Genomic DNA, 22,780 nt, shown 5'->3' with positions numbered 1-22,780 from the left:
GGTATGCAAGTATTGGACGGTAAGGCCCTAGCCAAAACAATTAAGGAAGAACTAAAGGCTGACGTGGACGCCATTCGCCGAGCAGCGGGTAAGATCCCCCACCTTGCGGCAGTTCTCATTGGTGACGACCCCGCTAGTCAGGTATATGTGCGCAACAAGGTACGCAGCTGTGAGGAGGTAGGTTTCCGTAGCAGCTTAATTCGTCGGCCGGACTCCGTATCTCAGGAAGAATTGCTCGCGATCGTGAATCAACTTAACGACGACCCCGACGTAGACGGCTTCATCGTGCAGCTGCCGCTGCCCGACCACCTGGATGAGGATGCCATTAACCTGGCCATCGATCCGCGTAAGGACGTCGACGGATTTACCCCGGTTAATATCGGCCGCATGACTCTCGGACTGGAGTCTTACCTGCCCGCTACCCCCAACGGCATCATGGTCATGTTGGAGCGCTACGGGATCGAAACCAGCGGCAAAGAAGTAGTGGTCCTCGGTCGGTCCAACATCGTGGGTACGCCGATGACCGTACTGCTTAGCCGTAAAAGCAGTCCGGGAAATGCAACGGTGACCCTCTGCCACAGTCGCACTAAGAACCTCAAGGAGCATACGCTGCGGGCGGACATCATCGTCGCCGCAATCGGCATCCCGGAGATGGTTACCGCCGATATGGTGAAGGACGGGGCCGTGATTATCGACGTCGGCATCAACCGCGTAGACGACAGCAGTAGGCCGCGGGGGTACCGACTGGCCGGAGATGCGGACTATGCCGGTTTGCAGAATAAGGTAAGTGCCATGACCCCCGTCCCGGGCGGTGTAGGCCCGATGACGGTGGTCAGTTTGTTGATGAATACCCTAAAGGCGAGTCAGCGCAAGTAATCAGATAATTCCCTGTTGGCCGAGGTAGCGTTCGGCATCCAGGGCGGCCATGCATCCGGTACCCGCGGCGGTGACCGCCTGGCGGTATACGTGGTCGGCCGCATCGCCGCTCACAAATACGCCCGGTACGTTGGTGTGGGTGGAATCGGGCTTGTGGGTCAGGTATCCCGTCTCTTCCATATCCAGCACTCCTTTAAAAAGTTTGGTGTTGGGAATGTGTCCGATGGCGACGAAGAAGCCGGCGATCGGGATTTCCTGCACCTCATCGGTGACGTTGTTGCGTACGCGCACCCCGGTCACTTCGGTTTCTCCCAGAATCTCTTCCGTCTCCGTATTCCAGTAGATTTTGATGTTGGCCTGTTTTTTTACCCGGTCCTGCATGATCTTGGAGGCGCGCATTTCGTCGCGGCGTACCAGCATATGAACGGTAGGGCAAAGGTTGCTCAGGTAGAGGGCCTCCTCCGCGGCGGAATCTCCCGCACCGACGATAGCGACCTCCTTACCGCGGTAAAAGAAACCGTCACAAACCGCGCAGGCACTCACGCCCTGGTTGGCCAGGCGTTGTTCGCTCTCCAGTCCCAGCCAGCGGGCACTCGCGCCGGTGGAGATGATCACCGAGTGGGCGGGAATCTCTTCGCCGCTTTCGGTATATATCTTTTTGACGTCGCCGCTAAAATCGACCCGCTCGATCAATTCGTACTTAACCTCGGTGCCGAAGCGTTCGGCCTGCTTCTTGAAGTCTTCCATCATTTGGGGACCCATGATGCCATCGGGGTAGCCAGGAAAATTCTCGACGTCGGTGGTGATCATGAGCTGGCCGCCGGGCTCCCGGCCGGTGTAGAGCACGGGGTTAAGGTTGGCGCGTGCGGCGTAGATCGCGGCCGTGTAACCGGCGGGGCCGGATCCGATGATGACGGTTTTCAGGGGTTCTTTACCCATCGTTTTCTGGTATTTGGGGTGCAAAAGTAGTTCATGACCTTAACAAGCCCGACCGGGGCAGGTTGTGTCGCATTCCGACGTCCACGACCCACCTGTTTTCGGCAGCTTATTGCTCGGGTTCCATCCCCTCCAGGCGGGCGTTCAATTGCTCCATTTCGGATTCGGTGAGTGGGCGGTAGTGACCAACCGGCAAGCCCGTGAGCTCGATGTTCATGATGCGAATTCGCTTGAGCGTACGTACCCGATATCCCAGGAATTCACACATGCGCCGGATCTGCCGGTTGAGCCCCTGCGTCAGTACGATGCGGAATATGCGAACGTTGAGTTGCTCGACGGTACACTGCTTCGTTCGCTGACCGAGCACCGGAAGTCCGCCGGACATTCTCCTGAGAAAGGAGTCCGTGATCGGCTTGTCAACCGTAACGATGTATTCCTTCTCGTGATCGTTCTCGGCCCGCAGGATCTGGTTGACGATGTCGCCGTCGTTGGTCAGCAGGATTAGGCCGGTGGAAGCCTTGTCCAGCCGGCCGATGGGAAAGATGCGCTGGGGGTAATTGATGAAGTCGATGATGTTGTCGGGATCCTTCTGGTCGGTGGTACTCGTCACGCCGGCGGGCTTGTGAAAAGCCAGGTAGATTGGAGCGGGGCGGTGCCCGATCTCCTTGCCATCCAACGTCACTACATCCCCCGCCACGACGCGATTCCCCTTCACAGCGATGGTGCCGTTGATCGCCAGTCTCCCCGCCTCGATCCAGCGATCCGCTTCCCGGCGGCTGCAAATGCCGGTACCGGCGACGAATTTGTTGAGGGAAACGGAAGGAGCATCCATAACTTTAGTAGTTGAGGGGCCAAAGCTAACCAGGGCGACCGATTATCTTCGCGGCGTGTACTTCCATCGGTTGCTTGCCCCGGCACTTTGCTACATGATTTTTCTCGGCTCCTGCGGCCCCGCCACCCCCGAACGTACGGTAACGCCCGCAGGGTTGATCATGGGATTCGATTTGTCGGAAACCGCGCTCGGTCCGGAACCAGCGCGCGAGCTGCTGAAGCAAATAAGGACAAACGGCGGAAACTATCTGAGGCTCGACGTAAGCAACTACGGTCCACAAGAGCTACGGGATCTATTAACGGCAGCGGCGAAAGCCGGTGTGTCACTCGACACAGTTGGTATTCTGCCGCCCGGACTACTGGTGGACGGGATCGCACAGTTCAACCGTCAGGTCCTGGAGGGCGGGCGGGGAGGGGTATACCGGAAACTGACCCAGTCGCGGCTAAACAGCCTGCGGGCGCTCCGAACGGTGGAACGGTACATCGACTTCAGCGGGCAGGACGCATCGCCGGATCTTCTTGCGGTCGACAATCCTTCCGAAGCCGTAGCCGCGGCCGATACACTGGGCAACTACGTGATCTACATACCGACTACCGGACGGGTGACGATCAGGTTGCCGGAGAACGAGCAAGTACGGCGGCGGGTCACGGTGATCGGCCACCTGGGCACGCAACGATCGGAGACCCTAAATCCGCCCTACGATCGCGAATTCTCGCTGCTGTCCAACGACGAGCGGGGCGGGTGGATGGTGATTACGAGGCTGCCGTAAGTCGCTGCGCCGCTATTTGAGCATGGTGAGGAAGGTGGAGAAAAACCAGTTGCTGTCGACCTTGACGAGCGCGGCCAGGGCCGAGTCCGCCTTGTGGCTGTACAGCTTGAGGTCGCGGATCACGCTACGGAACTCCTCGGCCTCGTTGTCGTCCCCCCTTACCCCCGTAAGGTCGTCGAGGAGGCGGAGCATCGGTTCGAGCTCGCGTTTTTTGCGGGCAATGATGATGTTCTTGACCACTTTCGACATGTCCTTTTCTCCCACGAAGAACTCCTTGCGTTCGCCGGGGATGAGTTTTTTGTGTGCCAGTCCCCACTCCAGCAGCATGCGGGTGTTGGTGTTGACGTTGCCGCGACTGATCTGCAGCTCCTCCATAATGTCGTCGGAACTGAGCGGGTTGTCGGCAATCAGCAGCAGGGCGTGAATCTGGGCCATGGTGCGGGTGACGCCCCACGAACTGCCGAGCGCTCCCCAGGCCTCGATAAATTTTTCCTTTCCCTCTTGAAGTTCCATAGGCTTGTAAATCGCGCGCACTGAATAGTGTTGAATCAAAAAGGTTAAATCGTTAATGAAAAACCCCGGTTGGCCAGGGCCAACCGGGGTTATCTAGTATAATCGGTGGGGGATGATTACATCATTCCTCCCATGCCTCCGCCCATTCCGCCGTGGGAATGTCCTCCGCCACCGGCGCCTTCCGCCTCGGGCATGTCGTTGATGACACACTCGGTGGTAAGTACCATTCCGGCGATCGAAGAGGCGTTCTCCAGGGCGATGCGGGTGACCTTGGTGGGGTCGATCACACCGGCCTTCTTCAGGTCCTCGTAGGCGTCGGTGCGGGCGTTGTAGCCGTAGCTGCCGCTGTTGCTGCGTACGTTCTGCAGTACGACGCTGCCCTCTACGCCGGCGTTGTCCACGATGGTGCGCAGGGGAGACTCGAGGGCCTTGCGGACGATCTGAATACCGATCTTCTGGTCCTCATTCTCTCCTTCCAGTCCATCCAGGCTGTCGATGGCACGTACGAGGGCGACACCGCCTCCGGCTACGATACCTTCCTCAACGGCGGCACGGGTAGCGTGGAGTGCATCGTCGACGCGGTCCTTCTTCTCCTTCATTTCCACTTCGGTAGCTGCGCCCACGTAGAGTACGGCTACCCCACCGGCCAACTTAGCCAGACGCTCCTGGAGCTTCTCGCGGTCGTAGTCGGAGGTAGTGGATTCGATCTGTTGCTTGATCTGGTTGACGCGGCCATTGATCTGGCTTTCGTCACCGGCACCGTTGACGATGGTGGTGTTGTCCTTGTCCACGGTGATCTTCTCGGCGCTACCGAGCAGGTCGAGGGAAGTCTGGTCGAGCTTGTAGCCCTTTTCTTCGCTGATGACGGTACCGCCGGTCAGGACGGCAATGTCTTCGAGCATGGCCTTGCGACGGTCACCGAAGCCGGGAGCCTTTACGGCAACTACCTTCAACTGGGCGCGCAGACGGTTTACAACCAATACTCCCAGTGCCTGGCTTTCGATGTCCTCGGCAATGATGAGCAGCGGGCGACCGCTCTGAATGACCATTTCGAGAATGGGCACGATGTCCTGCATGTTGCTGATCTTCTTGTCGTGGATCAGCACGTAGGGGTTCTCGTATTCGGTGGTCATGCTCTCCGTGTCGGTCACGAAGTAGGGGCTCAGGTAGCCGCGGTCAAACTGCATACCCATGACTTCCTCCACGTAGGTGTCGGTGCCCTTGGCTTCCTCGACGGTGATCACGCCGTCCTTGCTCACGCGACGCATGGCGTCGGCGATGAGGCTGCCGATCTCGTTGTCGTTGTTGGCGGAGATGGCCGCGACCTGCTGGATCTTGCTGAAATCGTCGCCGACGACTTCGCTCTGGGTCTTCAGGTGCTCGATGACCTTCTTGGTAGCGAGGTCGATGCCGCGCTTGAGGTCCATCGGGTTGGCACCGGCGGTGACGTTCTTAAGGCCGGCCTGGATCATGGCCTGGGCCAGAACGGTAGCCGTGGTGGTACCGTCACCGGCGATGTCGGCGGTCTTGCTGGCGACTTCTTTTACCATTTGGGCGCCCATATTGGCGACGGCGTCTTCCAGTTCTACCTCCTTAGCCACCGTTACACCATCCTTGGTGATCTGGGGGGCGCCGAATGATTTTTGGATGACGACGTTGCGACCCTTGGGTCCCAGGGTTACCTTCACTGCATTAGCGAGGGCGTCTACACCGCTGCGCAGTTTTTCTCTGGCGACGCGGTCAAAGCTAATTTCCTTAGCCATAATTGATTATAAATTTAGTTTTCGAATGGGATTGTGCGACGGTTCCTGCTCCTAAAGGATGATCAGGATGTCGTCTTCGCGCATGATGAGCAGGTCCTGCCCTTCGTGCTTGAGTTCCTGGCCGGCATACTTGCCGTAGAGGACGATGTCACCAATGCTGACGGTCATGGCGTTGCCCTCCTTTCCAGGGCCTACGGCGATGACTTCGCCGCGTTGGGGCTTCTCTTTAGCGGTATCGGGAACGATGATACCACCACTAGTTTTTTCTTCTGCGGGTGCGGGTTTGACCACTACTCGATCGTTGATCGGCTTCATGTATGATATGGTTTAGTTGACAATTGGGTTAAATCTGGCGACTAGTCGAGACCAATCACCGCTGGGCCGGTACGAAGACCGTGCCACCGGCGGGCGGCGGTCAAAATGTCAGCCGATCGACAGTTGGTACCGCAAGCGCGAATTGCCTACTTTTGCCCCTTCACAAAATCCCAGCCCATGGCCACGGCAAGCAGCGTGCAGGTAGACGTAGAGGTAGCAAAGAACCTCGGACTCACCGCGGAAGAATTTAACCGGATCGAGGAAATCATGGGACGTACCCCCAACTTCAACGAACTGAGCATCTTTTCGGTAATGTGGTCGGAGCACTGCTCCTACAAGAACTCGATCATGTGGCTGAAAACGCTGCCCCGCGACGGCGAGCGACTGTTGGTCGGTGCCGGTGAAGAAAATGCCGGGTTGGTTGACATCGGCGGCGGACTGGCCTGTGCCTTCAAGATCGAAAGCCATAACCACCCCTCCGCCATCGAGCCCTACCAGGGAGCGGCCACCGGGGTAGGGGGCATTCACCGGGACATCTTCACCATGGGCGCCCGTCCCATCGCCTCGCTCAACAGCCTGCGCTTCGGCGATCCCCACCTGGCCCACACCAAACACCTCGTAGCGGGCGTGGTCAAGGGCATTGGCGATTACGGCAACTGCTTCGGCGTGCCCGTCGTGGGTGGAGAGGTTTTCTTCCACCCCAGCTACAACCAGAATATCCTGGTCAACGCCATGTCGGTAGGGATCGTAAAGGTCGGAGAGACCGTCTCGGCCTCCGCCGATGGCCCCGGAAACCCCGTATTCATCGTCGGATCCGCTACCGGAAAGGACGGCATCCACGGGGCAACGTTTGCCTCCGCGGACCTTACGGAGGACAGTGCCGACGACCTGCCCGCGGTACAGGTAGGAGACCCCTTTCAGGAGAAACTGCTGCTCGAAGCCAGTCTGGAAGTCATTGCCACCGGCGCCGTCGTGGGCATGCAGGACATGGGAGCCGCGGGAATCACCTGTTCTACTTCGGAAATGAGTGCCAAGTCCGGCACCGGCATGCGCATCGACCTGGATAAGGTCCCCACGCGTCAGTCTGACATGAAGCCCTGGGAGATCCTGCTCAGTGAGAGTCAGGAACGGATGCTGATCGTTTGCCACAAGGGCCGGGAGCAGGAACTGCTGGCCGTCTTCGACAAGTGGGACCTGGAGTGCGAGCAGATCGGCGAAGTCACCGACACCGGAAGGCTCGAATACTACGTAGGGGGCGAACTGGTAGCCGATGTGCCCGCCGAACCCCTGGTGCTCGGTGGAGGTGCCCCCGTGTACGAACGGGAAACCCGCCGACCGGCTTACCTGGATAAGGTCGACCAGTTTGACCCCGCTACCGTGGAAGTTCCATCGGACCTGCGCGCCGCCGCCACAAAGCTGTTCAAGTCCCCCAGCCTGGTCTCCAAAAATTGGGTCACCGAGCAGTACGACGGAACGGTGCGGACCAACAGCATGACCGAAAATACCCCCTCCGATGCCGCCCTGGTACGCGTAAAGGGGACCGATAAAGCACTGGCCGTCACGACCGACTGCAACTCGACCTACGTCTACGCCGACCCGTACGTGGGTACCATGATCGCCGTCGCCGAGGCAGCCCGCAACATCGCCTGTTCGGGCGGAGAACCAGTAGCCATCACGAACTGCCTGAACTTCGGTAACCCCTACAATCCGGAAGCTTTCTATCAATTCGTGAACGCGATCAAGGGCATGGGTGAAGCTTGCCGTGCGTTCAACACGCCGGTAACTGGGGGCAACGTAAGCTTTTACAACCAGTCGCAGTACGAAGGCGGTCGCATCGAGCCGGTCTATCCTACCCCCACCATCGGTATGCTTGGAGTGGTAGATAACGTAAAGCGCACCATGTCCTTAGGATTCAAGGCGCAGGACGACGTGATCTATCTGGTAGGAGACAATGTGGAGGACCTGGGTTCCTCGGAGTACCTCCGCGTCGTTCACGGCATCGAGCACAGTACGGTTCCCCACTTCGACCTGCAAAAGGAGCTCAAGTTGCACCGTGCCATTCTGGCGGCGATCCGCGGGCAGCACATCAAGAGTGCCCACGACGTAAGCGACGGTGGCCTGTTTCAGACCTTATGCGAATCGGCGATCGAGGGCGGTCACGGATTCACGGTCGACACCGACACCGAAATGCGCAAGGACGCATTCCTCTTCGGGGAGGCTCAGGGGAGGGTAGTGGTTACGGCCGACGAATCGCGCACCGGAGACCTGGAAGACTTGCTGCGCGAACAGGGCGTCGGATTCCGGGTGATCGGGCGGGTAGCAGGCAACAACATTACCATCGATGGCGAAGATTGGGGAAATCTCATGGAATGGGAAACCAGCCATAACGACACCCTGGCTGCCATTCTGGAATCCTGATTCAACTAAAGGCATTCCTTATTCCTTTTTTGTAAAACGACACCCAGATGCGCCAGATTCAGTTAGTCCTCCTATGTGCCCTGACGCTCGTCCTCGGATGCAGCGGCGGTGGTGCGGACGGTACCACCATCGACGTCCACCTGAGCAATGCAAACGGCCTGACCGCCAACCTCGACCGGATCACCGTAGGCGGGGAAAAGGAAATGCTCAAGAATACAAGCATCGATGAGGCGGGCAACTTTACCTTTTCGTTTGAGGAGGGCCTCAAGGATGGGCTGTACCAAATCAGGGTAGGCGCGCAGAAGGCGACCTTTGCGATCGACAATTCCGATAGCGACATTGTGATCGACGGCGACGTCAGCACCTTTGGGGAGTACGACTTCACGATCGAAGGATCCCCCGCCGCGGCCGAAACCGCACGCGTGATGAAGGAGACCCGGGAAGTAGGTAGTATGGAAGAATTCCGGGAGCTTGTCGGTGAGGTAGAAAACCCCTACACGGCGGCCTTCATCGCCTTCAGCGCCCTACTTCGTGCCGGTGAAGACGCCCTCCCGATTCACGAAGAAGTAGTGGCCGGGTTGCCGGAGGGCGACCCGAGCCGCGAAGCCTACGGCGAGTACGTCGCTCAGTTGAAGCAGCAAATCGCCTTCGAGAAGAGTCAGCGGCTCGTACAACCGGGGCAGCCCGCCCCCGACCTGGAGCTGGAGGGACCCGATGGAAAGACCTACACCCTTTCGGATCTACGTGGTCAGGTGGTGTTGCTCGATTTCTGGGCTGCCTGGTGTGGCCCCTGCCGGCGGGAAAATCCCAACGTAGTCAAGGTGTACAACCGGTACAAGGACCAGGGATTCACCATCTATAGCGTCAGCCTTGACGGTATCGACAACAGCCAGGCGGCCCGCCTGACGCCCGAACAAGTGAAGATCGCGAAAGACAATCAACGACAGAAATGGGTAGATGCCATCGCACAGGACGGGCTGGTCTGGGAGAACCACGGTAGTGAACTCAAGCGCTGGAGCGGGGAGGCCTCGGCCAAGTACGGCGTACGCGGCATCCCGGCGACCTTCCTGATCGACCGCGATGGTAAGATAGCGGAGGTGGGCCTGCGTGGCGCGGCCTCGATCGAACGAGCGCTGCAGAAGGTTCTCTAAATCATCTCCGTACCCGCGGCGATCTCAACCGGATAGAATTCGGGGGTAAGTCCGTACTGCTGTTGGTACCGCTGGGTTAATTGCTCGCGGAAGGCAGCAAATCTATCGAGGCGCAGCAAGTTTATCGTGCAGCCCCCGAAACCCCCGCCCATCATACGGGCTCCCGCCACTCCGTCCACTTCGGTTGCGGTTTGCTGTAGAAAATCGAGCTCGGCACAGCTTACTTCGTACTCGTCGCGGAGACCCCGGTGGGTTTCGTTGAGCAGGGCGCCCATTTCGGAGCTCGCGCCGGCCTCCAGCGCTGTGATCGCTCTCCTTACCCGATCGTTTTCGCGGATTACGTAGCGGGCCCGTTTGGTCACCGTCGGATCGAGGGTAGCAACGACCGCGTCCAGTTGAGATTCGGTGGCCGCGCTTAGATAACTCACTTCAGGGAACTTCACCTGAATCGCAGTAAGCGCACGATTGCACTCAGCGACCCGCTTTCCGTAGGCGCCATCGCTCAGGTCATGGGACACCATGCAGTTGACGAGCATAAGTCCGTAGCCCCGTAATTTATTCTTGACTGGCTCCGATTCCAGGGTGTGGCAATTGAGTACGATCGGCCCCTCGGCGCGGCCGTTCAGGCTGGCGTACTGGTCCATAATTCCGGAGGGAATTCCCAGGAAGGTATTACTCGACCTCCGGCAGAGGTTGGCCAGTTCGGGACGGGTGAGCCCCACGGAAAGTAATTCGTTGAGTAGGTAAGCCATCCCTCCTTCCAGTGCCGCCGAGCTGCTCATACCGGAACCACGGGGCAGGTCACCGCCGAAGACAATCTCCAGTCCGGGTAAAAAGTGCCCCTGGTCCTGAAATTGAACGCCGATGCCCGCGAGGTAGTCGACCCAGAGGTGTTCGGTGCGGCCAGTGATCGGCAAGGGTAGGGTGAAGGTCTCTTCGATGTCCACTGCGTGCAACTGCCATTCGGGCGCTTCGACGGGGCGGACGACAAAGTGAATGTGATGGTTGATCGCAGCCGGCATTACCAATCCTCCGGTATAATCGATATGTTCCCCGATCAGGTTGATGCGGCCGGGTGATCGCACTACGTAGGGCCATTCCGCCGGAGCGGGGGCATCGGCGAGGGTACCGATGTAGCGTTGGAGGGGTTCCAGCATGTGCAGATAAAATTATTCGCTTTCGTCCATGGTGTGGAAGACGTTGGCGACATCGTCGTCCTCCTCCAGCATATCAATGAGTTTGATCACCGCATCGGCCTCCGCATCGGAAAGCTTTTTGGTGTGGCTGGGGATGCGCACCAGTTCGGCGTTGTCCACTTCGATGTTTCTTTCCTCCAGCTCGTGCTGAAATTTACCGAAGTCCTCGAAGGCCGTGTAGAAGGTGATCTCGTCTTCGTCCTGCTCAATACTGTCCAGTCCTGCGTCGATGAGCTCGAGCTCGATCTCTTCCAGGTCGCCCTCAAGGTCTTCCCGCTTGACCTTGAACTGCCCCTTGCGGGAGAACATGTAATCGACCGAACCATTGACGCCCATGCTCCCGCCGTATTTGGAGAACACGTGGCGGATGTTTGCTACGGTGCGGTTGTTGTTGTCGGAGGTAGCTTCGACCAGAATGGCGATGCCGTGGGGACCGTATCCCTCAAAGGTCACCTCGTCGTAGCTGGCGGAGTCCTTGTCCGTCGCCCGCTTGATGGCGGCATCGACGTTGGCCTTCGGCATATTGACCGCCTTGGAGTTGGCGATCGCGAGGCGCAGACGGGGGTTGTAGTCGGGGTCGGGGCCGCCTTCCTTAATGGCAATATTGATTTCCCGGCTCACTTTGGTAAAGGCCTTGGCCATACCGGCCCACCGCTTCATCTTGCGGGCCTTACGGTATTCGAATGCACGTCCCATACGACTCTAATTTGGCGCAAATATACACTACCCGCTTTCGCCCGCAACCGCTTACAGTCCTACGAATTCCACGATCTCCAGCCCGTATCCCTCCAGGCCGATGCGGTGTTTGGGGGCATTACTGAGCACCTTAAGTTTGGAAACGCCGAGGTCGCGTAGAATCTGGGCACCGATTCCGAAATCGCGTTGCTCCTCGCTGCGGGGTTCGGGGGGGCGGACCGACTTCCCGTCCTGCATCCGCGATTTAAGGAGCCGCAGTCCGGCAATGATGTCGTTCGCGTCCTGGTGGGGGCGCATAAAGAGCAGGATGCCCTTTCCTTCTTCGGCAATTTTCTCCAGGGGGCCGCGCAATCCGGTGCTGTAGCCACTCAGTAGACTGTGCATCAGGTCGCGGCTACTGGTGCTGCTGTGGACGCGGGTGAGGACCGGTTCGTCGGGCAACCATTCGCCGTGGGTGAGGGCCAGGTGAACGTCCTCGTTCGTGGTCTGCCGGTAGGCGGTCAGACGAAAAGGACCGTAGCGGGTTTCCAGATCCATGCTGAACTCCGCTTCCACCAGTCGCTCGGTGCGCAGGCGGTAAGCGACCAGGTCCTCGATGGTGATGATCTTCAGGTCGTGTTGCTCGGCCAGGACAAGCAGGTCCGGCAAGCGGGCCATGGTGCCGTCTGGCTTCAATATTTCCACCACCACGCCGGCGGGGAACAAGTTGGCCATGCGGGCCAGGTCCACGGCGGCTTCGGTGTGGCCGGTCCGGCGCAGGACGCCTCCCTTTACCGCCCGTAGCGGGAACACGTGGCCCGGGCGGGCAAAGTCGGTGGGGCGGGCACTTCGCTCCGTCAGTCGCCGGATGCAGGTGGCCCGGTCGTAGCTGCTGATCCCGGTGGTGCAGCCGTGTCCGATGAGATCGATGCTCACGGAAAAGGCCGTCTCGTGAATGTCGGTGTTGGTGTTGACCATCATCGGCAGGTCCAGTTCATCGGCGCGTTCTTCCTCGATGGGGGTGCAGATGAGTCCCCGACCGTGGGTGGCCATGAAGGTGATGATGTCGGGCGTGACGCGTTCCGCGGCACAGATGAAATCGCCCTCGTTTTCCCGGTCTTCGTCGTCGACCACGATCACGAGTTTACCGGCACGAATGTCCAGTATGGCCTCCTCGATGGTATTCAGCTTAGCGCGTATTTCGGAGGCTTCCGGGGTCTTGGTGTCGGTGAGAAGGTTGCCAGACATTACTTTTGATTCCTTTTAAAAAACGAAAAAATCCGAGGAGCAGCGCCAGGTTCATCGCTAAAAAGTAGCGTAGGGCGCGGACGCGGGTGCAGGGTATGCCGAGACGAAGCAGTAGGGGTTCGGTAACCACCGCGAGCAGTATGGCACCGCACAAAACCACAAACAAGGCGGTAGCCCAATAGTTGCCGGACAACAGGATCACCGCGACATACGACAGCCCCCCGAGCAGGAGCAGCAGGGGGGTGATCCACCGCAGTACCTTATGGCTGAAGAAAGCGAAGGCCAGCGGGTCGCGCCACGGCGGCCACCACAGGTGGCGGAAGCGCAGCAAGTTCTGCCAGTTGCCGGCACCGATGCGGCGTTTGCGGCGAAACTCATCGGCCAATCGCTGTCCCACTCCTTCGAAGACAACGGCCCGCTCATTGCTCACTCCCATCCAGCCGGCCTCGTAGGCCGCCATGCAGAGGTAAAAATCGTCAACCAGGAAGTTGTCCGGGACGGGCGAAAAAGCTTCCGCCCGAATGGCCCAGCACCCACCGAAGGGGCCGACCATCGCCTGCCATAGACAGCTCTCCGCCAGCTTGATGGCTACTTCCCGGTTGATGTAACTGTCCTCGAACCGGCTGATGCCGTGGTCCGTAATGCCGGTATGCACCATGCGCGCATCGACCACCCCGATCCTGTCGTTCCGTAGCATTGGCTCGACCAATTCCGTGACTACGCCTGCCGTGAGCAGTACGCTGGCATCGGTGAGCACGTAAACGCCGGTGCCGGGCAAGTCAGCCACCACCCGGTTAACCGTGGCGGGTTTGCCCATCCGCCGCGCGTTGAAGTAGGTATGCACGGAATCGGTGTGCGCGTGGGCGAATGCACGGAGCATTCGGTCGGTCCCGTCGGTACTCCGGTCGCTGCAGAGGTGAAAGTGCAGCGGTCCGGCATACTCGAGGGCTGCCAGGGAACGCAGCTTTTCGGCCAGCACCGACTCCTCGTTGTGAACCGCCATGATGAGGTGGACGGTCGGCCATTCGGTCGGGGCCGGATCGGGGCTAGGTTCCTTGCACCTGCGCGCCGCCGCCCACCGGACGTAAGCAGGGTAGGTCACGTAAGTGTGCAGGACACCGGCGAAGGAGAGAAGAAGCAGGAAAAGGGGCAGCCAGACCACGGGATAAAGGTAATCGCCGAAACGGTTGCGGGCGGCCCGTGCGGAGGTTGGTTAGCTTCCCAGAACGTCTACGCAGTTCAGGTCCTCGAAGGCCGTTTTGAGGCGGGCGACGAATGCTTCCTCCGCTTTGCGTACCCAGACCCGGGGATCGTAGTACTTCTTGTTGGGCTTCTCTTCGCCTTCCGGATTGCCGATCTGGGCCTGGAGGAAGTCGCGCTTACTTGATTCATAGGTGCGAACACCATCCCAGTAGGCCCACTGAAGGTCGGTATCGAGGTTCATCTTAATGGCACCGTAGCCGATGGCCTCGCGGATTTCCTCCTGGCTGGAACCCGAGCCGCCGTGGAATACGAAGTGGATAGGATCCTCCTGGAGACCGAGCTTTTCGCGTACGAACTCCTGGCTGTTCTTCAGGATCACGGGCCGTAGTTCTACGTTGCCGGGTTTGTACACGCCGTGGACGTTGCCGAAGGCGGCGGCGATGGTGAAGCGGTTGCTTACGGCATTGAGGGCCTGGTAGCTCTCGAAGACCTCTTCGGGCTGGGTGTAGAGGCGGCTGCTGTCGACGTCGGTGTTGTCAACACCATCTTCCTCACCGCCGGTGACGCCGAGTTCGATTTCGATCGTCATGCCGATCTTGGCCATGCGTTCGAAATATTTCTTACTGATCTCCAGGTTTTCCTCCAGGGGCTCTTCGCTGAGGTCGAGCATGTGGCTGGAGTACAGGGGGATGCCACGCTTGGCGTGGAATTTTTCGCCCGCGTCGAGCAGTCCGTCGATCCAGGGGAGGAGTTTCTTGGCGCAGTGGTCGGTGTGCAGAATGACGGGTACGCCATACGCTTCGGCCATAGTGTGTACGTGCATCGCGCCGCTGAGTCCGCCGGCGATGGAGGCCTGCTGCTTGCTGTTGTCCAGGCTCTTGCCGGCGAAGAACTGGGCACCGCCGTTGCTGAACTGGATGATGATGGGGCTGTTTACCGCCTTGGCCGTCTCAAGGGCGGCGTTGACCGTGCTGCTGCTCGTGACGTTCACGGCCGGGAGGGCAAAGTTGTTGGCCTGTGCGTAGTTGAACAGATCGGTTACTTCGTCGCCGTGGAGTACGCCAGCACGGAATGATTGCTTTGCCATAATGGGTATAATTTATGTTTGGTGCCCGCAAAGAAACGTAAAACTATACAATGTAGTCGTCCGCTCCGGCCGGTATAATGCCCTTCCCCCGGCCATCGGCGATGAAGTGGCGCACGGCAGCCTGCCCCTCCGGACCGAGATTCCGGGTGAAATCATTTACGTACAGCCCGATGTGCTTTTCCCGGACTGCCGGATCCATCGATTGTGCGTGGGCTGCTACGTATTCCTTGCTTGCTTGCGGATGCTCGAACGCATACCGAACGGAGCGGGCCAGCACCCGGTCAATTTTGCCCTGTAGTTCGGGCGAGAACGACCGTCGCACCACGATGCCACCGAGGGGGATGGGGTACCCCGTGGTGGATTCCCAGTATTCTCCCAGGTCAGCGATTTTTTCCAGGCCGCGCTCGGCGTAGGTAAAGCGATTTTCGTGGATCAATACGCCCGCATCGTAGTCGCCAGCGATGACGGCATCCTCGATATCGCTGAAGAGCACCTCGGACTTTTTCGTAGCGGTCGGGTAGGCGAGGCCAAGCAGGTAATTCGCGGTCGTATACTGACCGGGGATGGCAATCTTAGTATAGGAGTCTATTACTCCTCCAGAATTTTCCTTTTTAGTTTCTACTAGCAGAGGTCCCACTCCCCGACCCAGGGCGCTCCCCGCGTTCAGTAACTTATAGTGGGCCGTCAGGTGACCGAAAGCGTGGTAGCTTAGCTTGGTCACGTCGAGTTGCTGCTGGAACGCGAGGCGGTTCAGTTCCTCAACGTCGGCCAGGCGGACATCGAAGGAGAGTCCTTCCATGTCGATGCGGTGGTGCACCAGCGCGTCGAAAATGAAGGTATCGTTGGGGCACGGACTGAATCCGAGCGTGAGGGGTTGACCGGCTTCGATCATATTATTTCGTGACTTTGGCTAACGTTCGGGCGATGGTGGCGTTATTTGCCCGCCCCCCGCCGGGGGAGACATAAAGACAATGCCATGCAGTTACAGGTTCTATACGAAGACAATCACCTTATCGCGGTCAACAAACCGGCCGGCTACCTCAGCCAGGGCGACGAAACGGGCGACGTAACGGTCATGGATCTGGCTAAGGAGTACATTAAACTGCGGTACAACAAACCGGGGGACGTCTTCCTGGGCTCCATTCACCGCCTGGACCGCCCGGTATCGGGAGTGATCCTCTTCGCCCGCACCTCCAAGGCACTCTCACGCATGACGGAACTCTTCCGCGAACGCAAGGTGACCAAAAAGTACTGGGCCATCGTGGCCGAACAGCCTTCGCCGATCGAGGGAACGCTCCGGGGCTTCATCTACAAGGACGCAAAAAAGAACATCAGCAAGTTGCTTCCTAAAGCAAACAGCAATCGCCACCAGGGGGCCAAGGAAGCTACGCTCGATTACCGCTTACTGGGTAGGGTGGGAACCAATGTATTGCTGGAGGTAACCCCGCACACCGGCCGCCCCCACCAGATCCGGGTGCAACTGGCGCAGCAGCTGGAAACACCGATCCGGGGCGACCTGAAGTACGGTTTCCGGCAGGCGAACGAGGACGGGAACATCAACCTCCACAGCCGAAGCCTGGAATTCCTGCATCCGGTGAAGAAGGAGCAGGTTAAAATTATTGCGGAAACGCCCCGGCAGGATCAGCTGTGGCAACTATTCAAAGGGATCACCGAATAGGGCAGCGGCGATCTACTGAATGCCGCGGGCAGCGGCGAGTGGATCTTTGTCGTTGAGTAGCCGCAGCGCTTCCCTGACGGTTTCGTCCTCCCGATTGTACACTTCGTAGAAGGCGCTGGGTCCGAAGAGTTGCCTGGCCAGGCGGGCGCGGAAGAACAGCTCAAGCTCACTACTCAGGTGGCGCGGGAGCTCAGTGTTGACTTCCTCGTAGTCAGCAATAGCAAGCGCGGCTAAATCCGGGACGATCCGGTCCATATCCGGGCGGTATCCGCGCACGAAGTCTTCCACGGAAACATAGTCGTTCAGTTCGGGGTGATCGCGCAAGTAGGTGAACATGTAGGGCGCGATCTGCTGACGCAGCCGAAGGAAATCCGGATCGTTGAGGCTACTGTCCAGGGGCACGTAATAGTCGGGAGTTATCCCACCACCGCCGAAGACGGGGTGTCCGTTATCGGTGTAATAGATCAGTGAGCTATCGACCTGTACCGCCGTGCGCCCGGTGAGCTCCCCGCTTTCGAAGCGCCGGTTGAGGTCGCCGCGGTAATCCTCGTCTTCTTCATAACTGCGCTGGATGCTGCGGTCGCTGGGGGTGTAGTAGCGTGCCACGGTAAGGCGAAGTGCCGATCCATCGGACAGTGGGTACTGCTCCTGCACCAGTCCCTTGCCGAAGGTTCGCCGTCCGACAACGATGCCGCGGTCGTGGTCCTGCACCGCTCCCGCTACGATCTCGCTGGCGCTGGCCGAGCCGCCGTCGACGAGGATGGCGACATTTTGGATGTTGTACTGTGCGCGGCCGGAGGACTTGTAGGGCTGGCGGCTGGAACTGCGGCCCTCGGTGTAGACCAATAGTACGCCGCGTTGTACGAACAATTCGCTGAGGAGCTTGGTCGCTTCCTGGAGGTAGCCCCCCGGATTACCCCGCAGGTCGATGATCAAATTACGCGCACCGGCTTCTTCCAGGTGCACCTTAAGGGCCTCCATGAATTCGGCGTAGGTGTTCTGGCTGAAGCGGTTGATCTTTACGTAGGCGGTTTCGTCGTCGATCGTGTAGGCCGCGTCCACGCTGTACACCGGGATGGGCCCGCGGGTGATGACGAACGACAGCAGTTCCCGCTGCCCGGCGCGCCGCACGCGCAGGTTCACGTCACTGCCGCCCTCGCCGCGCATCAGGCTGGCGGGATCGATCTCGTGCTTCTCTACTCCGGTGACGAGACTGTCTTCCACGTAGATGATCTGATCGCCGGTCAGGATGCCTGCCTTGTCCGACGGGCCGTCGGGCAGGGCGCTTACGACGGTGATGGTATCGTCGACGACGAGGTACTCGATGCCGATGCCTTCGAAGTTGCCCTCCATGGATTCGGTGAGGGCCTGGATTTCGTCGCGGGGGATGTAGCTGCTGTGGGGATCGAGGTGATCGAGCACCGCGGTGATGGCCGCTTCGTAGAGTTCCTCCTCATTGGGTTCGTCGACGTAGCGCGCTTCGATGTAGCCCATGAGCTGTTCGACGCGACCGCTGCCGCCGCTCTTTCCGCCGTTGCCTACCGACACGAGGGGCGCATCCGTATTCAGTAAAAAGCCGGTGAGTAAGCCTACTCCCAGGAGGAGGCTATAGACCAGGGGCGTCCAAGTAAAGCTGCTTTTTTCCATACTCAAAATGAAAGGGCAAAGGTACAGCTTAGTTTTAACCAGCCCCCAATACTTTGGCTAGCCTCCGCCATTTAGCGGTTTACGAATATGGGTGGCACACCGGGTCGCTTCGGTGATCTCGGCCTATTTTACGCCCCCATAGTAATCTGTCATGATCGGCCTAGCCTTTGCATATACCCAGGACGACGCGCCCACCGCGGCACGGTTGGAAGCGGCGCTTGCGGGAGAAGCCTCCTGCACCCACCTGTCGGTAGGTAGGGGAAACGACGAGGCCGTGCTCAGCGATTTGCTGGGACCGATCACCAGTGACATCGTGCTCCTCGTGAGCGATCGATTCCTTACCAATCCTAATTGCATGCTCCGGGCCGAATCCCTGTTTCAGCCCAACCGGTCGCTCTTGCCAATCCTCATCGAGCAAGCCGAGTATGCCGACACCGACGGCACGCTGGTGAGGGGGGAAACCAAACTGAGCAGCCGTTCCGACCAGATGCACTACATCAGTCACTGGCACGATCGGTACATCGAGCTTCGGCGCGACACCGACACCTACGCCGAAGCCGACCGCGCCTCCTTCGAACGGTACCTGCGCAAGATCCGGGAGACCAGCGTAACGGTATCCTCGGTAGTAGAAAAACTCGGGCGAAGCGGAATGAAAAGTTACCGTGCCCTGGAAGAAAATCATTTTCGTACGCTCATCGACTACGTACGACGTAACAACCAAACGCCCATGACCCCAACAACCCCTCCCGTAGGAACGACCAGCCGGGACCCCATTCAGCAGTCCTGGCGATTGGCAGACGACGGGGACCACGAAGCGGCCCTTTCCCTACTCGACAGCAGCCGGAGCCAGGACCCCGACAATGCCGACCTCCACTACCAGTACGCCCTGATGCTGGCCCTGTCTTCCGGAAAGTTGCAGGAGGCCCGCACGGAACTCGACGCCCTGCTCGAGCGCGAACCCCACCATGCGGAAGCGCTCTTCCTGAGTGGAGAGCTGTACGAATCAGCCGGTGATTACTCAGCCGCACGGACCCGCTGGGAACAGTTGAGTGACCTGTCTCCCACCTTTCCCCGATTAAACGAACGGCTGGGTACCCTGCTCGACGAACAGTTCCCCGAACATTCTGCCGAAGCCGCCGCATACCTGCGCCGGGCCGTCAAGTACGAAGAGGCAGGCGCGGACACCCTATACCGGTACGCCGAGTTGCTGGCGAACAAGTTGGGTCGACGCCGAAAGGCCGTCAAAATGCTGCGGCGGGCCATCCGGATTGACCCCGGACACGCTCCGGCCCACTATCGCCTCGCCGTTGCCCTGTTCGACGCCGGAAAAAAAACCGAGGCACGCAAGAATTTTGCCGTAGCCACCTCCCTGGAGCCGGCCTACGATACCCCGGTGAACCAGCAGGCATTCTACGGTGCCGTGACCCAGGAAAAACCCGTGCAGGATGCCAGTCCGCTGGCCGCCCTCAAAGAAAACATTGCTCAGTTGGAGGCAATGTTGGTGGCCCGGGAATCCTCCGCTCCTGCGCCCCCGCCCAAATCCGGTGCCGGTAAGACCGTTCTCATCAGCGGAGCTACGAGCGGTATCGGCCTGGCAACCGCCCGACGCCTGGCCGCCGATGGGTACCGAATCGCAATGATCGGACGACGGGAGGACCGCCTTCGCACGATCGGGCGCAAGCTTGCCGAAGAACACCAGGCCGAAATACATACGATCACCCTCGACGTCAGGGACCGTGACGGGGTAGGGGAGGCCATTGCTTCGCTGCCGCAGGAGTGGCAGGACATTGATATTCTGATCAATAACGCCGGTAAGGCGAAAGGCTTCGATCCTATCCACGCCGGATCGCTGGATCACTGGGACGAAATGATCGACGTGAACCTCCGTGGCCTACTCTACCTCACCCGCGCCGTAACGCCGGGAATGGTGAAGCGTAGCCGGGGATTGGTGATCAACGTAGCGAGCACGGCCGGCAAGGAGGTGTATCCCAACGGAAACGTCTACTGTGCCACGAAGCACGCGGTAGATGCGCTGACTTACGCCATGCGTCTGGACCTGGTGAAGCACGGCGTGAAGGTGGGGCAGATCTGTCCGGCCCACGTAGAGGAAACGGAGTTTGCGCTCGTGCGCTTTGACGGAGATGCGGAACGGGCGAAAATTTATCAGGATTTTCAGCCACTGCGGTCGAGCGACGTGGCCGAAGCGATACACTTCATGGTATCCCAGCCCGCCCACGTCAATATTTTGGACCTGGTGCTTCAGGGAATCCAGCAGGCGAGCTCAACGGTGGTGGACCGGAGCGGACGCGATAAATATGCCCCCAAAGAAGAAGAATGACCGATCGCCCCCTATTTATCGTTGTCGAAGGCCTAGACGGCAGCGGCAAAAGCACCCAGATCGAAATGCTCCGCGACCACCTGCAGTCCCGGGGCGAAGCCTGTCACCTGACCGCCGAGCCCACCGACCTGGTGACCGGGCGACTGATCCGCAGCATCCTGCGCCACGAGCACACGGTGGATCCACGGACGCTGGCGGCCCTGTTCGCGGCCGATCGGGTGGAGCACATTTTCCATCCAGACAGCGGATTACTCGCCCAACTGGCCGCCGGCTACCACGTCATTGCCAGCAGGTACTACTTCAGCAGCCTGGCCTACCAGAGTGAGTTCGTCGATCCCAACTGGATCGCCGCCCTCAACCGACAGGCAAAAACCACGCTACCGGCCGATCTGACCATCTTTCTGGACCTCGATCCCCAGACCAGCATGGACCGGATCGGCGGCAGAACGGGCGATACCGAACTCTTCGAGACCACCGAAAAGCTGACCCACGTACGGGAAAGTTTCCGTCAGGCCTTCACCGTCTTTGGAGCGGGGGAAAACATCGTGACCCTCGACGCGGCCCGACCGGCGGTAGAAGTAGCCGACGACATCGCCCGCCTGGTGGATGAATTATAGCACCCGAACCAAACTTTACCGATCATGATCCACACCATCGACCTTCATTTTCTCGACACACCCCATTCCATCGCCGCGTTCGCCGTGGCGGACGACGCTGGGTACACCCTCGTGGAGTGCGGACCCTATTCTACCCACGATCGGCTGATCGGCGGCCTCAAGGAGCTGGGAATCGAGCCGGAACAGGTACATACGCTCCTGCTGTCCCACATTCACTTCGACCACGCCGGGGCCGCCTGGTGGTGGGCCGAGCGGGGCACGCAGGTGTACGTTCACCCGCGGGGACTCAAACACATGATCGACCCGACGCGACTCTACGGCTCGGCCAAACAAATCTACGGGGACCGTATGGAGGAGCTGTGGGGAGAAATGAAGGGGATCGACCCAGCGCGAATCTCCGCCGTAGAAGATCGGAAAGAACTGCAAATTGGCGGAAAGCAGTGGACCGCTCACCATACGCCGGGTCATGCGAGTCACCACATCGCCTGGCAAATTGGCGACGTGGTCTTCACGGGCGACGTAGGGGGCTGCCGAATCGAAGACGGTCCCGCCATTCCCCCCTGCCCGCCGCCGGACATTGACGCCGAACAGTGGCACGAGTCGATCGAGCGACTGCGCGAACTGAACGCGGGTACCTTTTACCTTACCCACTTCGGCGAAGTGACCGATACGGAAGACCACCTTGACGATTTAGAGTCGCGCCTGGATGAATACGTGGCCTGGATGATGCCGTACGCCCAGCGGGGGATGTCCGCCGAAGCCATCGTACCAAAATTCGAAGCTTTCGTAGAGGAGGATCTGGTCGACAACGGCGTTGCCGAAAGGGACCTCCCCGCCTACGCCGCGGCAAACCCGGCCTACATGAGTGTAGCGGGGCTGCTGCGATATCTGAATAAGTAGGAATCAGTGCATGCGGTCGCCCCGGACCTCGATCCGGCCGAGTAAGTCTGCCTCGAAGGCCAGGTACTCCTTCCACCGGTGGTCTACCTCCTCGCGGGGAAAGTACTTCCGGGCAAGTTCGATGAACAGCACGTAGTGGCCGGCTTCGGCAACCATGAATTTGTGGTACCACTTGCGCAAGTCCTCGTCGCTGATGTAGAGGCTCATGAGCCGGAACCGTTCGCAGCTGCGCGCTTCGATGAGGGCGAAGATCAGGAGCTTTTCCAGCAGGGCGACGTCCCGCCCGTGGCCCTTGATCGAAAAATCGAGGAGGCCGTTGACGTATTCGTCCTTGCGTTGGCGGCCGAGCTTCAGTCCGCGTTTGTCCAATTCGGCCAGTACGGCACGGAAGTGGCCCCACTCTTCGGTAACGATGGGAGCGAGTTCTCGCACCAGTTCCTCCCGGTCTGGATAACCCTGGATCAACGAAATGCAGCTGGTGGCGGCCTTTTGCTCACAGTAGGCGTGATCGGTCAGAATCTCTCCGAGGTCCATTTCCGCCAGGTCTACCCACCGGGGATCGGTGGGTAGACGCAGGTTGAGCATTTGCACGGTAGCGGATTCCATTTCAGATCGATT

21 protein-coding genes are annotated in these 22,780 nt (G+C 59.4%); 8 read left to right on the top strand and 13 right to left on the bottom strand.

Going from position 1 to position 22,780, the window contains the following annotated elements:
- Positions 1 to 3 precede the first annotated feature (3 nt).
- Complete coding sequence (folD, locus tag GGR28_RS03440) at positions 4 to 876, top strand: bifunctional methylenetetrahydrofolate dehydrogenase/methenyltetrahydrofolate cyclohydrolase FolD (protein ID WP_183494313.1); 873 nt, start codon at positions 4 to 6, stop codon at positions 874 to 876.
- Here folD and trxB read toward each other — a convergent pair whose 3' ends face one another.
- Together trxB and rluF are read right to left on the bottom strand one after the other, a co-directional pair.
- Positions 877 to 1,815 carry a thioredoxin-disulfide reductase gene (gene trxB / locus GGR28_RS03435; RefSeq protein ID WP_183494312.1) on the bottom strand — a complete coding sequence of 313 codons (939 nt, stop codon included), beginning with the start codon at positions 1,813 to 1,815 and terminating at the stop codon, positions 877 to 879. It abuts the gene before it with no gap.
- Positions 1,816 to 1,921: 106 nt separating this feature from the next.
- Complete coding sequence (gene rluF, locus GGR28_RS03430; protein ID WP_183494311.1) at positions 1,922 to 2,644, bottom strand: 23S rRNA pseudouridine(2604) synthase RluF; 723 nt, start codon at positions 2,642 to 2,644, stop codon at positions 1,922 to 1,924.
- Positions 2,645 to 2,738: 94 nt separating this feature from the next.
- On the opposite strand from rluF, the gene GGR28_RS03425 reads away from it, so the two are divergent.
- Entirely contained in the window at positions 2,739 to 3,413 is a 675-nt protein-coding gene (locus tag GGR28_RS03425) for a hypothetical protein (RefSeq protein WP_183494310.1), read from the top strand.
- Positions 3,414 to 3,425: 12 nt separating this feature from the next.
- On the opposite strand, the gene GGR28_RS03420 is transcribed toward GGR28_RS03425, so the two are convergent.
- From GGR28_RS03420 to GGR28_RS03410, 3 genes are all read right to left on the bottom strand, one after another.
- Positions 3,426 to 3,926 carry a GbsR/MarR family transcriptional regulator gene (locus GGR28_RS03420; RefSeq protein WP_183494309.1) on the bottom strand — a complete coding sequence of 167 codons (501 nt, stop codon included), beginning with the start codon at positions 3,924 to 3,926 and terminating at the stop codon, positions 3,426 to 3,428.
- A gap of 116 nt (positions 3,927 to 4,042) precedes the next feature.
- Entirely contained in the window at positions 4,043 to 5,689 is a 1,647-nt protein-coding gene (groL, locus tag GGR28_RS03415; RefSeq protein WP_183494308.1) for a chaperonin GroEL, read from the bottom strand.
- Positions 5,690 to 5,740: 51 nt separating this feature from the next.
- Positions 5,741 to 6,004, bottom strand: a complete 264-nt coding sequence (locus GGR28_RS03410) for a co-chaperone GroES (RefSeq protein ID WP_183494307.1) — start codon at positions 6,002 to 6,004, stop codon at positions 5,741 to 5,743.
- 177 nt (positions 6,005 to 6,181) lie between these two features.
- On the opposite strand from GGR28_RS03410, the gene purL reads away from it, so the two are divergent.
- Entirely contained in the window at positions 6,182 to 8,422 is a 2,241-nt protein-coding gene (purL, locus tag GGR28_RS03405) for a phosphoribosylformylglycinamidine synthase subunit PurL (protein ID WP_183494306.1), read from the top strand.
- A gap of 47 nt (positions 8,423 to 8,469) precedes the next feature.
- On the top strand, positions 8,470 to 9,573 hold the full coding sequence (locus GGR28_RS03400) for a TlpA disulfide reductase family protein (RefSeq protein ID WP_183494305.1): 1,104 nt from the start codon (positions 8,470 to 8,472) through the stop codon (positions 9,571 to 9,573).
- On the opposite strand, the gene galK is transcribed toward GGR28_RS03400, so the two are convergent.
- From galK to GGR28_RS03370, 6 genes are read right to left on the bottom strand one after another with little or no spacing between them, the layout of a single operon-like run.
- Positions 9,570 to 10,730, bottom strand: coding sequence for a galactokinase (galK, locus tag GGR28_RS03395; RefSeq protein WP_183494304.1), 1,161 nt, complete (start codon positions 10,728 to 10,730; stop codon positions 9,570 to 9,572). The two genes, GGR28_RS03400 and galK, sit on opposite strands and share 4 nt — an antisense overlap.
- 12 nt (positions 10,731 to 10,742) lie before the next feature.
- Entirely contained in the window at positions 10,743 to 11,465 is a 723-nt protein-coding gene (locus GGR28_RS03390) for a YebC/PmpR family DNA-binding transcriptional regulator (protein WP_183494303.1), read from the bottom strand.
- 51 nt (positions 11,466 to 11,516) lie between these two features.
- Complete coding sequence (ribB, locus tag GGR28_RS03385) at positions 11,517 to 12,692, bottom strand: 3,4-dihydroxy-2-butanone-4-phosphate synthase (RefSeq protein WP_183494302.1); 1,176 nt, start codon at positions 12,690 to 12,692, stop codon at positions 11,517 to 11,519.
- Positions 12,634 to 13,854, bottom strand: coding sequence for a glycosyltransferase (locus tag GGR28_RS03380; RefSeq protein WP_183494301.1), 1,221 nt, complete (start codon positions 13,852 to 13,854; stop codon positions 12,634 to 12,636). The genes ribB and GGR28_RS03380 overlap by 59 nt, the downstream gene beginning before the upstream one ends.
- A gap of 51 nt (positions 13,855 to 13,905) precedes the next feature.
- On the bottom strand, positions 13,906 to 14,982 hold the full coding sequence (gene fbaA, locus GGR28_RS03375; protein WP_183494300.1) for a class II fructose-bisphosphate aldolase: 1,077 nt from the start codon (positions 14,980 to 14,982) through the stop codon (positions 13,906 to 13,908).
- A 43-nt stretch (positions 14,983 to 15,025) separates the two neighbouring features.
- The gene (locus GGR28_RS03370) at positions 15,026 to 15,874 is read right to left on the bottom strand and encodes a 1,4-dihydroxy-6-naphthoate synthase (protein WP_183494299.1); all 849 of its coding nucleotides are present in this window, start codon (positions 15,872 to 15,874) and stop codon (positions 15,026 to 15,028) included.
- An 84-nt stretch (positions 15,875 to 15,958) separates the two neighbouring features.
- Here GGR28_RS03370 and GGR28_RS03365 point away from each other — a divergent pair, with 84 nt between their 5' ends.
- Positions 15,959 to 16,660 carry an RluA family pseudouridine synthase gene (locus GGR28_RS03365; RefSeq protein ID WP_183494298.1) on the top strand — a complete coding sequence of 234 codons (702 nt, stop codon included), beginning with the start codon at positions 15,959 to 15,961 and terminating at the stop codon, positions 16,658 to 16,660.
- A 12-nt stretch (positions 16,661 to 16,672) separates the two neighbouring features.
- Here the strand turns inward: GGR28_RS03365 and GGR28_RS03360 are convergent, their stop codons facing one another.
- Positions 16,673 to 18,307 (bottom strand): S41 family peptidase, encoded by a 1,635-nt coding sequence (locus GGR28_RS03360; protein WP_183494297.1) that lies wholly within the window; start codon positions 18,305 to 18,307, stop codon positions 16,673 to 16,675.
- A gap of 151 nt (positions 18,308 to 18,458) precedes the next feature.
- Between GGR28_RS03360 and GGR28_RS03355 the strand changes: the two genes are divergently transcribed.
- The 3 genes from GGR28_RS03355 to GGR28_RS03345 are packed head-to-tail and all read left to right on the top strand — an operon-like array spanning position 18,459 to position 22,162.
- On the top strand, positions 18,459 to 20,645 hold the full coding sequence (locus GGR28_RS03355) for an SDR family NAD(P)-dependent oxidoreductase (RefSeq protein WP_183494296.1): 2,187 nt from the start codon (positions 18,459 to 18,461) through the stop codon (positions 20,643 to 20,645).
- A complete protein-coding gene (tmk, locus tag GGR28_RS03350; RefSeq protein ID WP_183494295.1) occupies positions 20,642 to 21,262 on the top strand; it encodes a dTMP kinase in 621 nt (206 codons plus the stop codon). The genes GGR28_RS03355 and tmk overlap by 4 nt, the downstream gene beginning before the upstream one ends.
- A gap of 24 nt (positions 21,263 to 21,286) precedes the next feature.
- Positions 21,287 to 22,162, top strand: coding sequence for an MBL fold metallo-hydrolase (locus GGR28_RS03345; RefSeq protein ID WP_183494294.1), 876 nt, complete (start codon positions 21,287 to 21,289; stop codon positions 22,160 to 22,162).
- Between the two features lie 3 nt (positions 22,163 to 22,165).
- On the opposite strand, the gene miaE is transcribed toward GGR28_RS03345, so the two are convergent.
- Positions 22,166 to 22,768 (bottom strand): tRNA-(ms[2]io[6]A)-hydroxylase, encoded by a 603-nt coding sequence (gene miaE / locus GGR28_RS03340; RefSeq protein WP_183494293.1) that lies wholly within the window; start codon positions 22,766 to 22,768, stop codon positions 22,166 to 22,168.
- Positions 22,769 to 22,780 lie beyond the last annotated feature (12 nt).

Source organism: Neolewinella aquimaris, from assembly GCF_014197245.1.
GTDB lineage: Bacteria > Bacteroidota > Bacteroidia > Chitinophagales > Saprospiraceae > Neolewinella > Neolewinella aquimaris.
The sequence above is the reverse complement of the archived record's forward strand: the minus strand, read 5'-3'. Positions and strand labels throughout refer to the sequence as shown.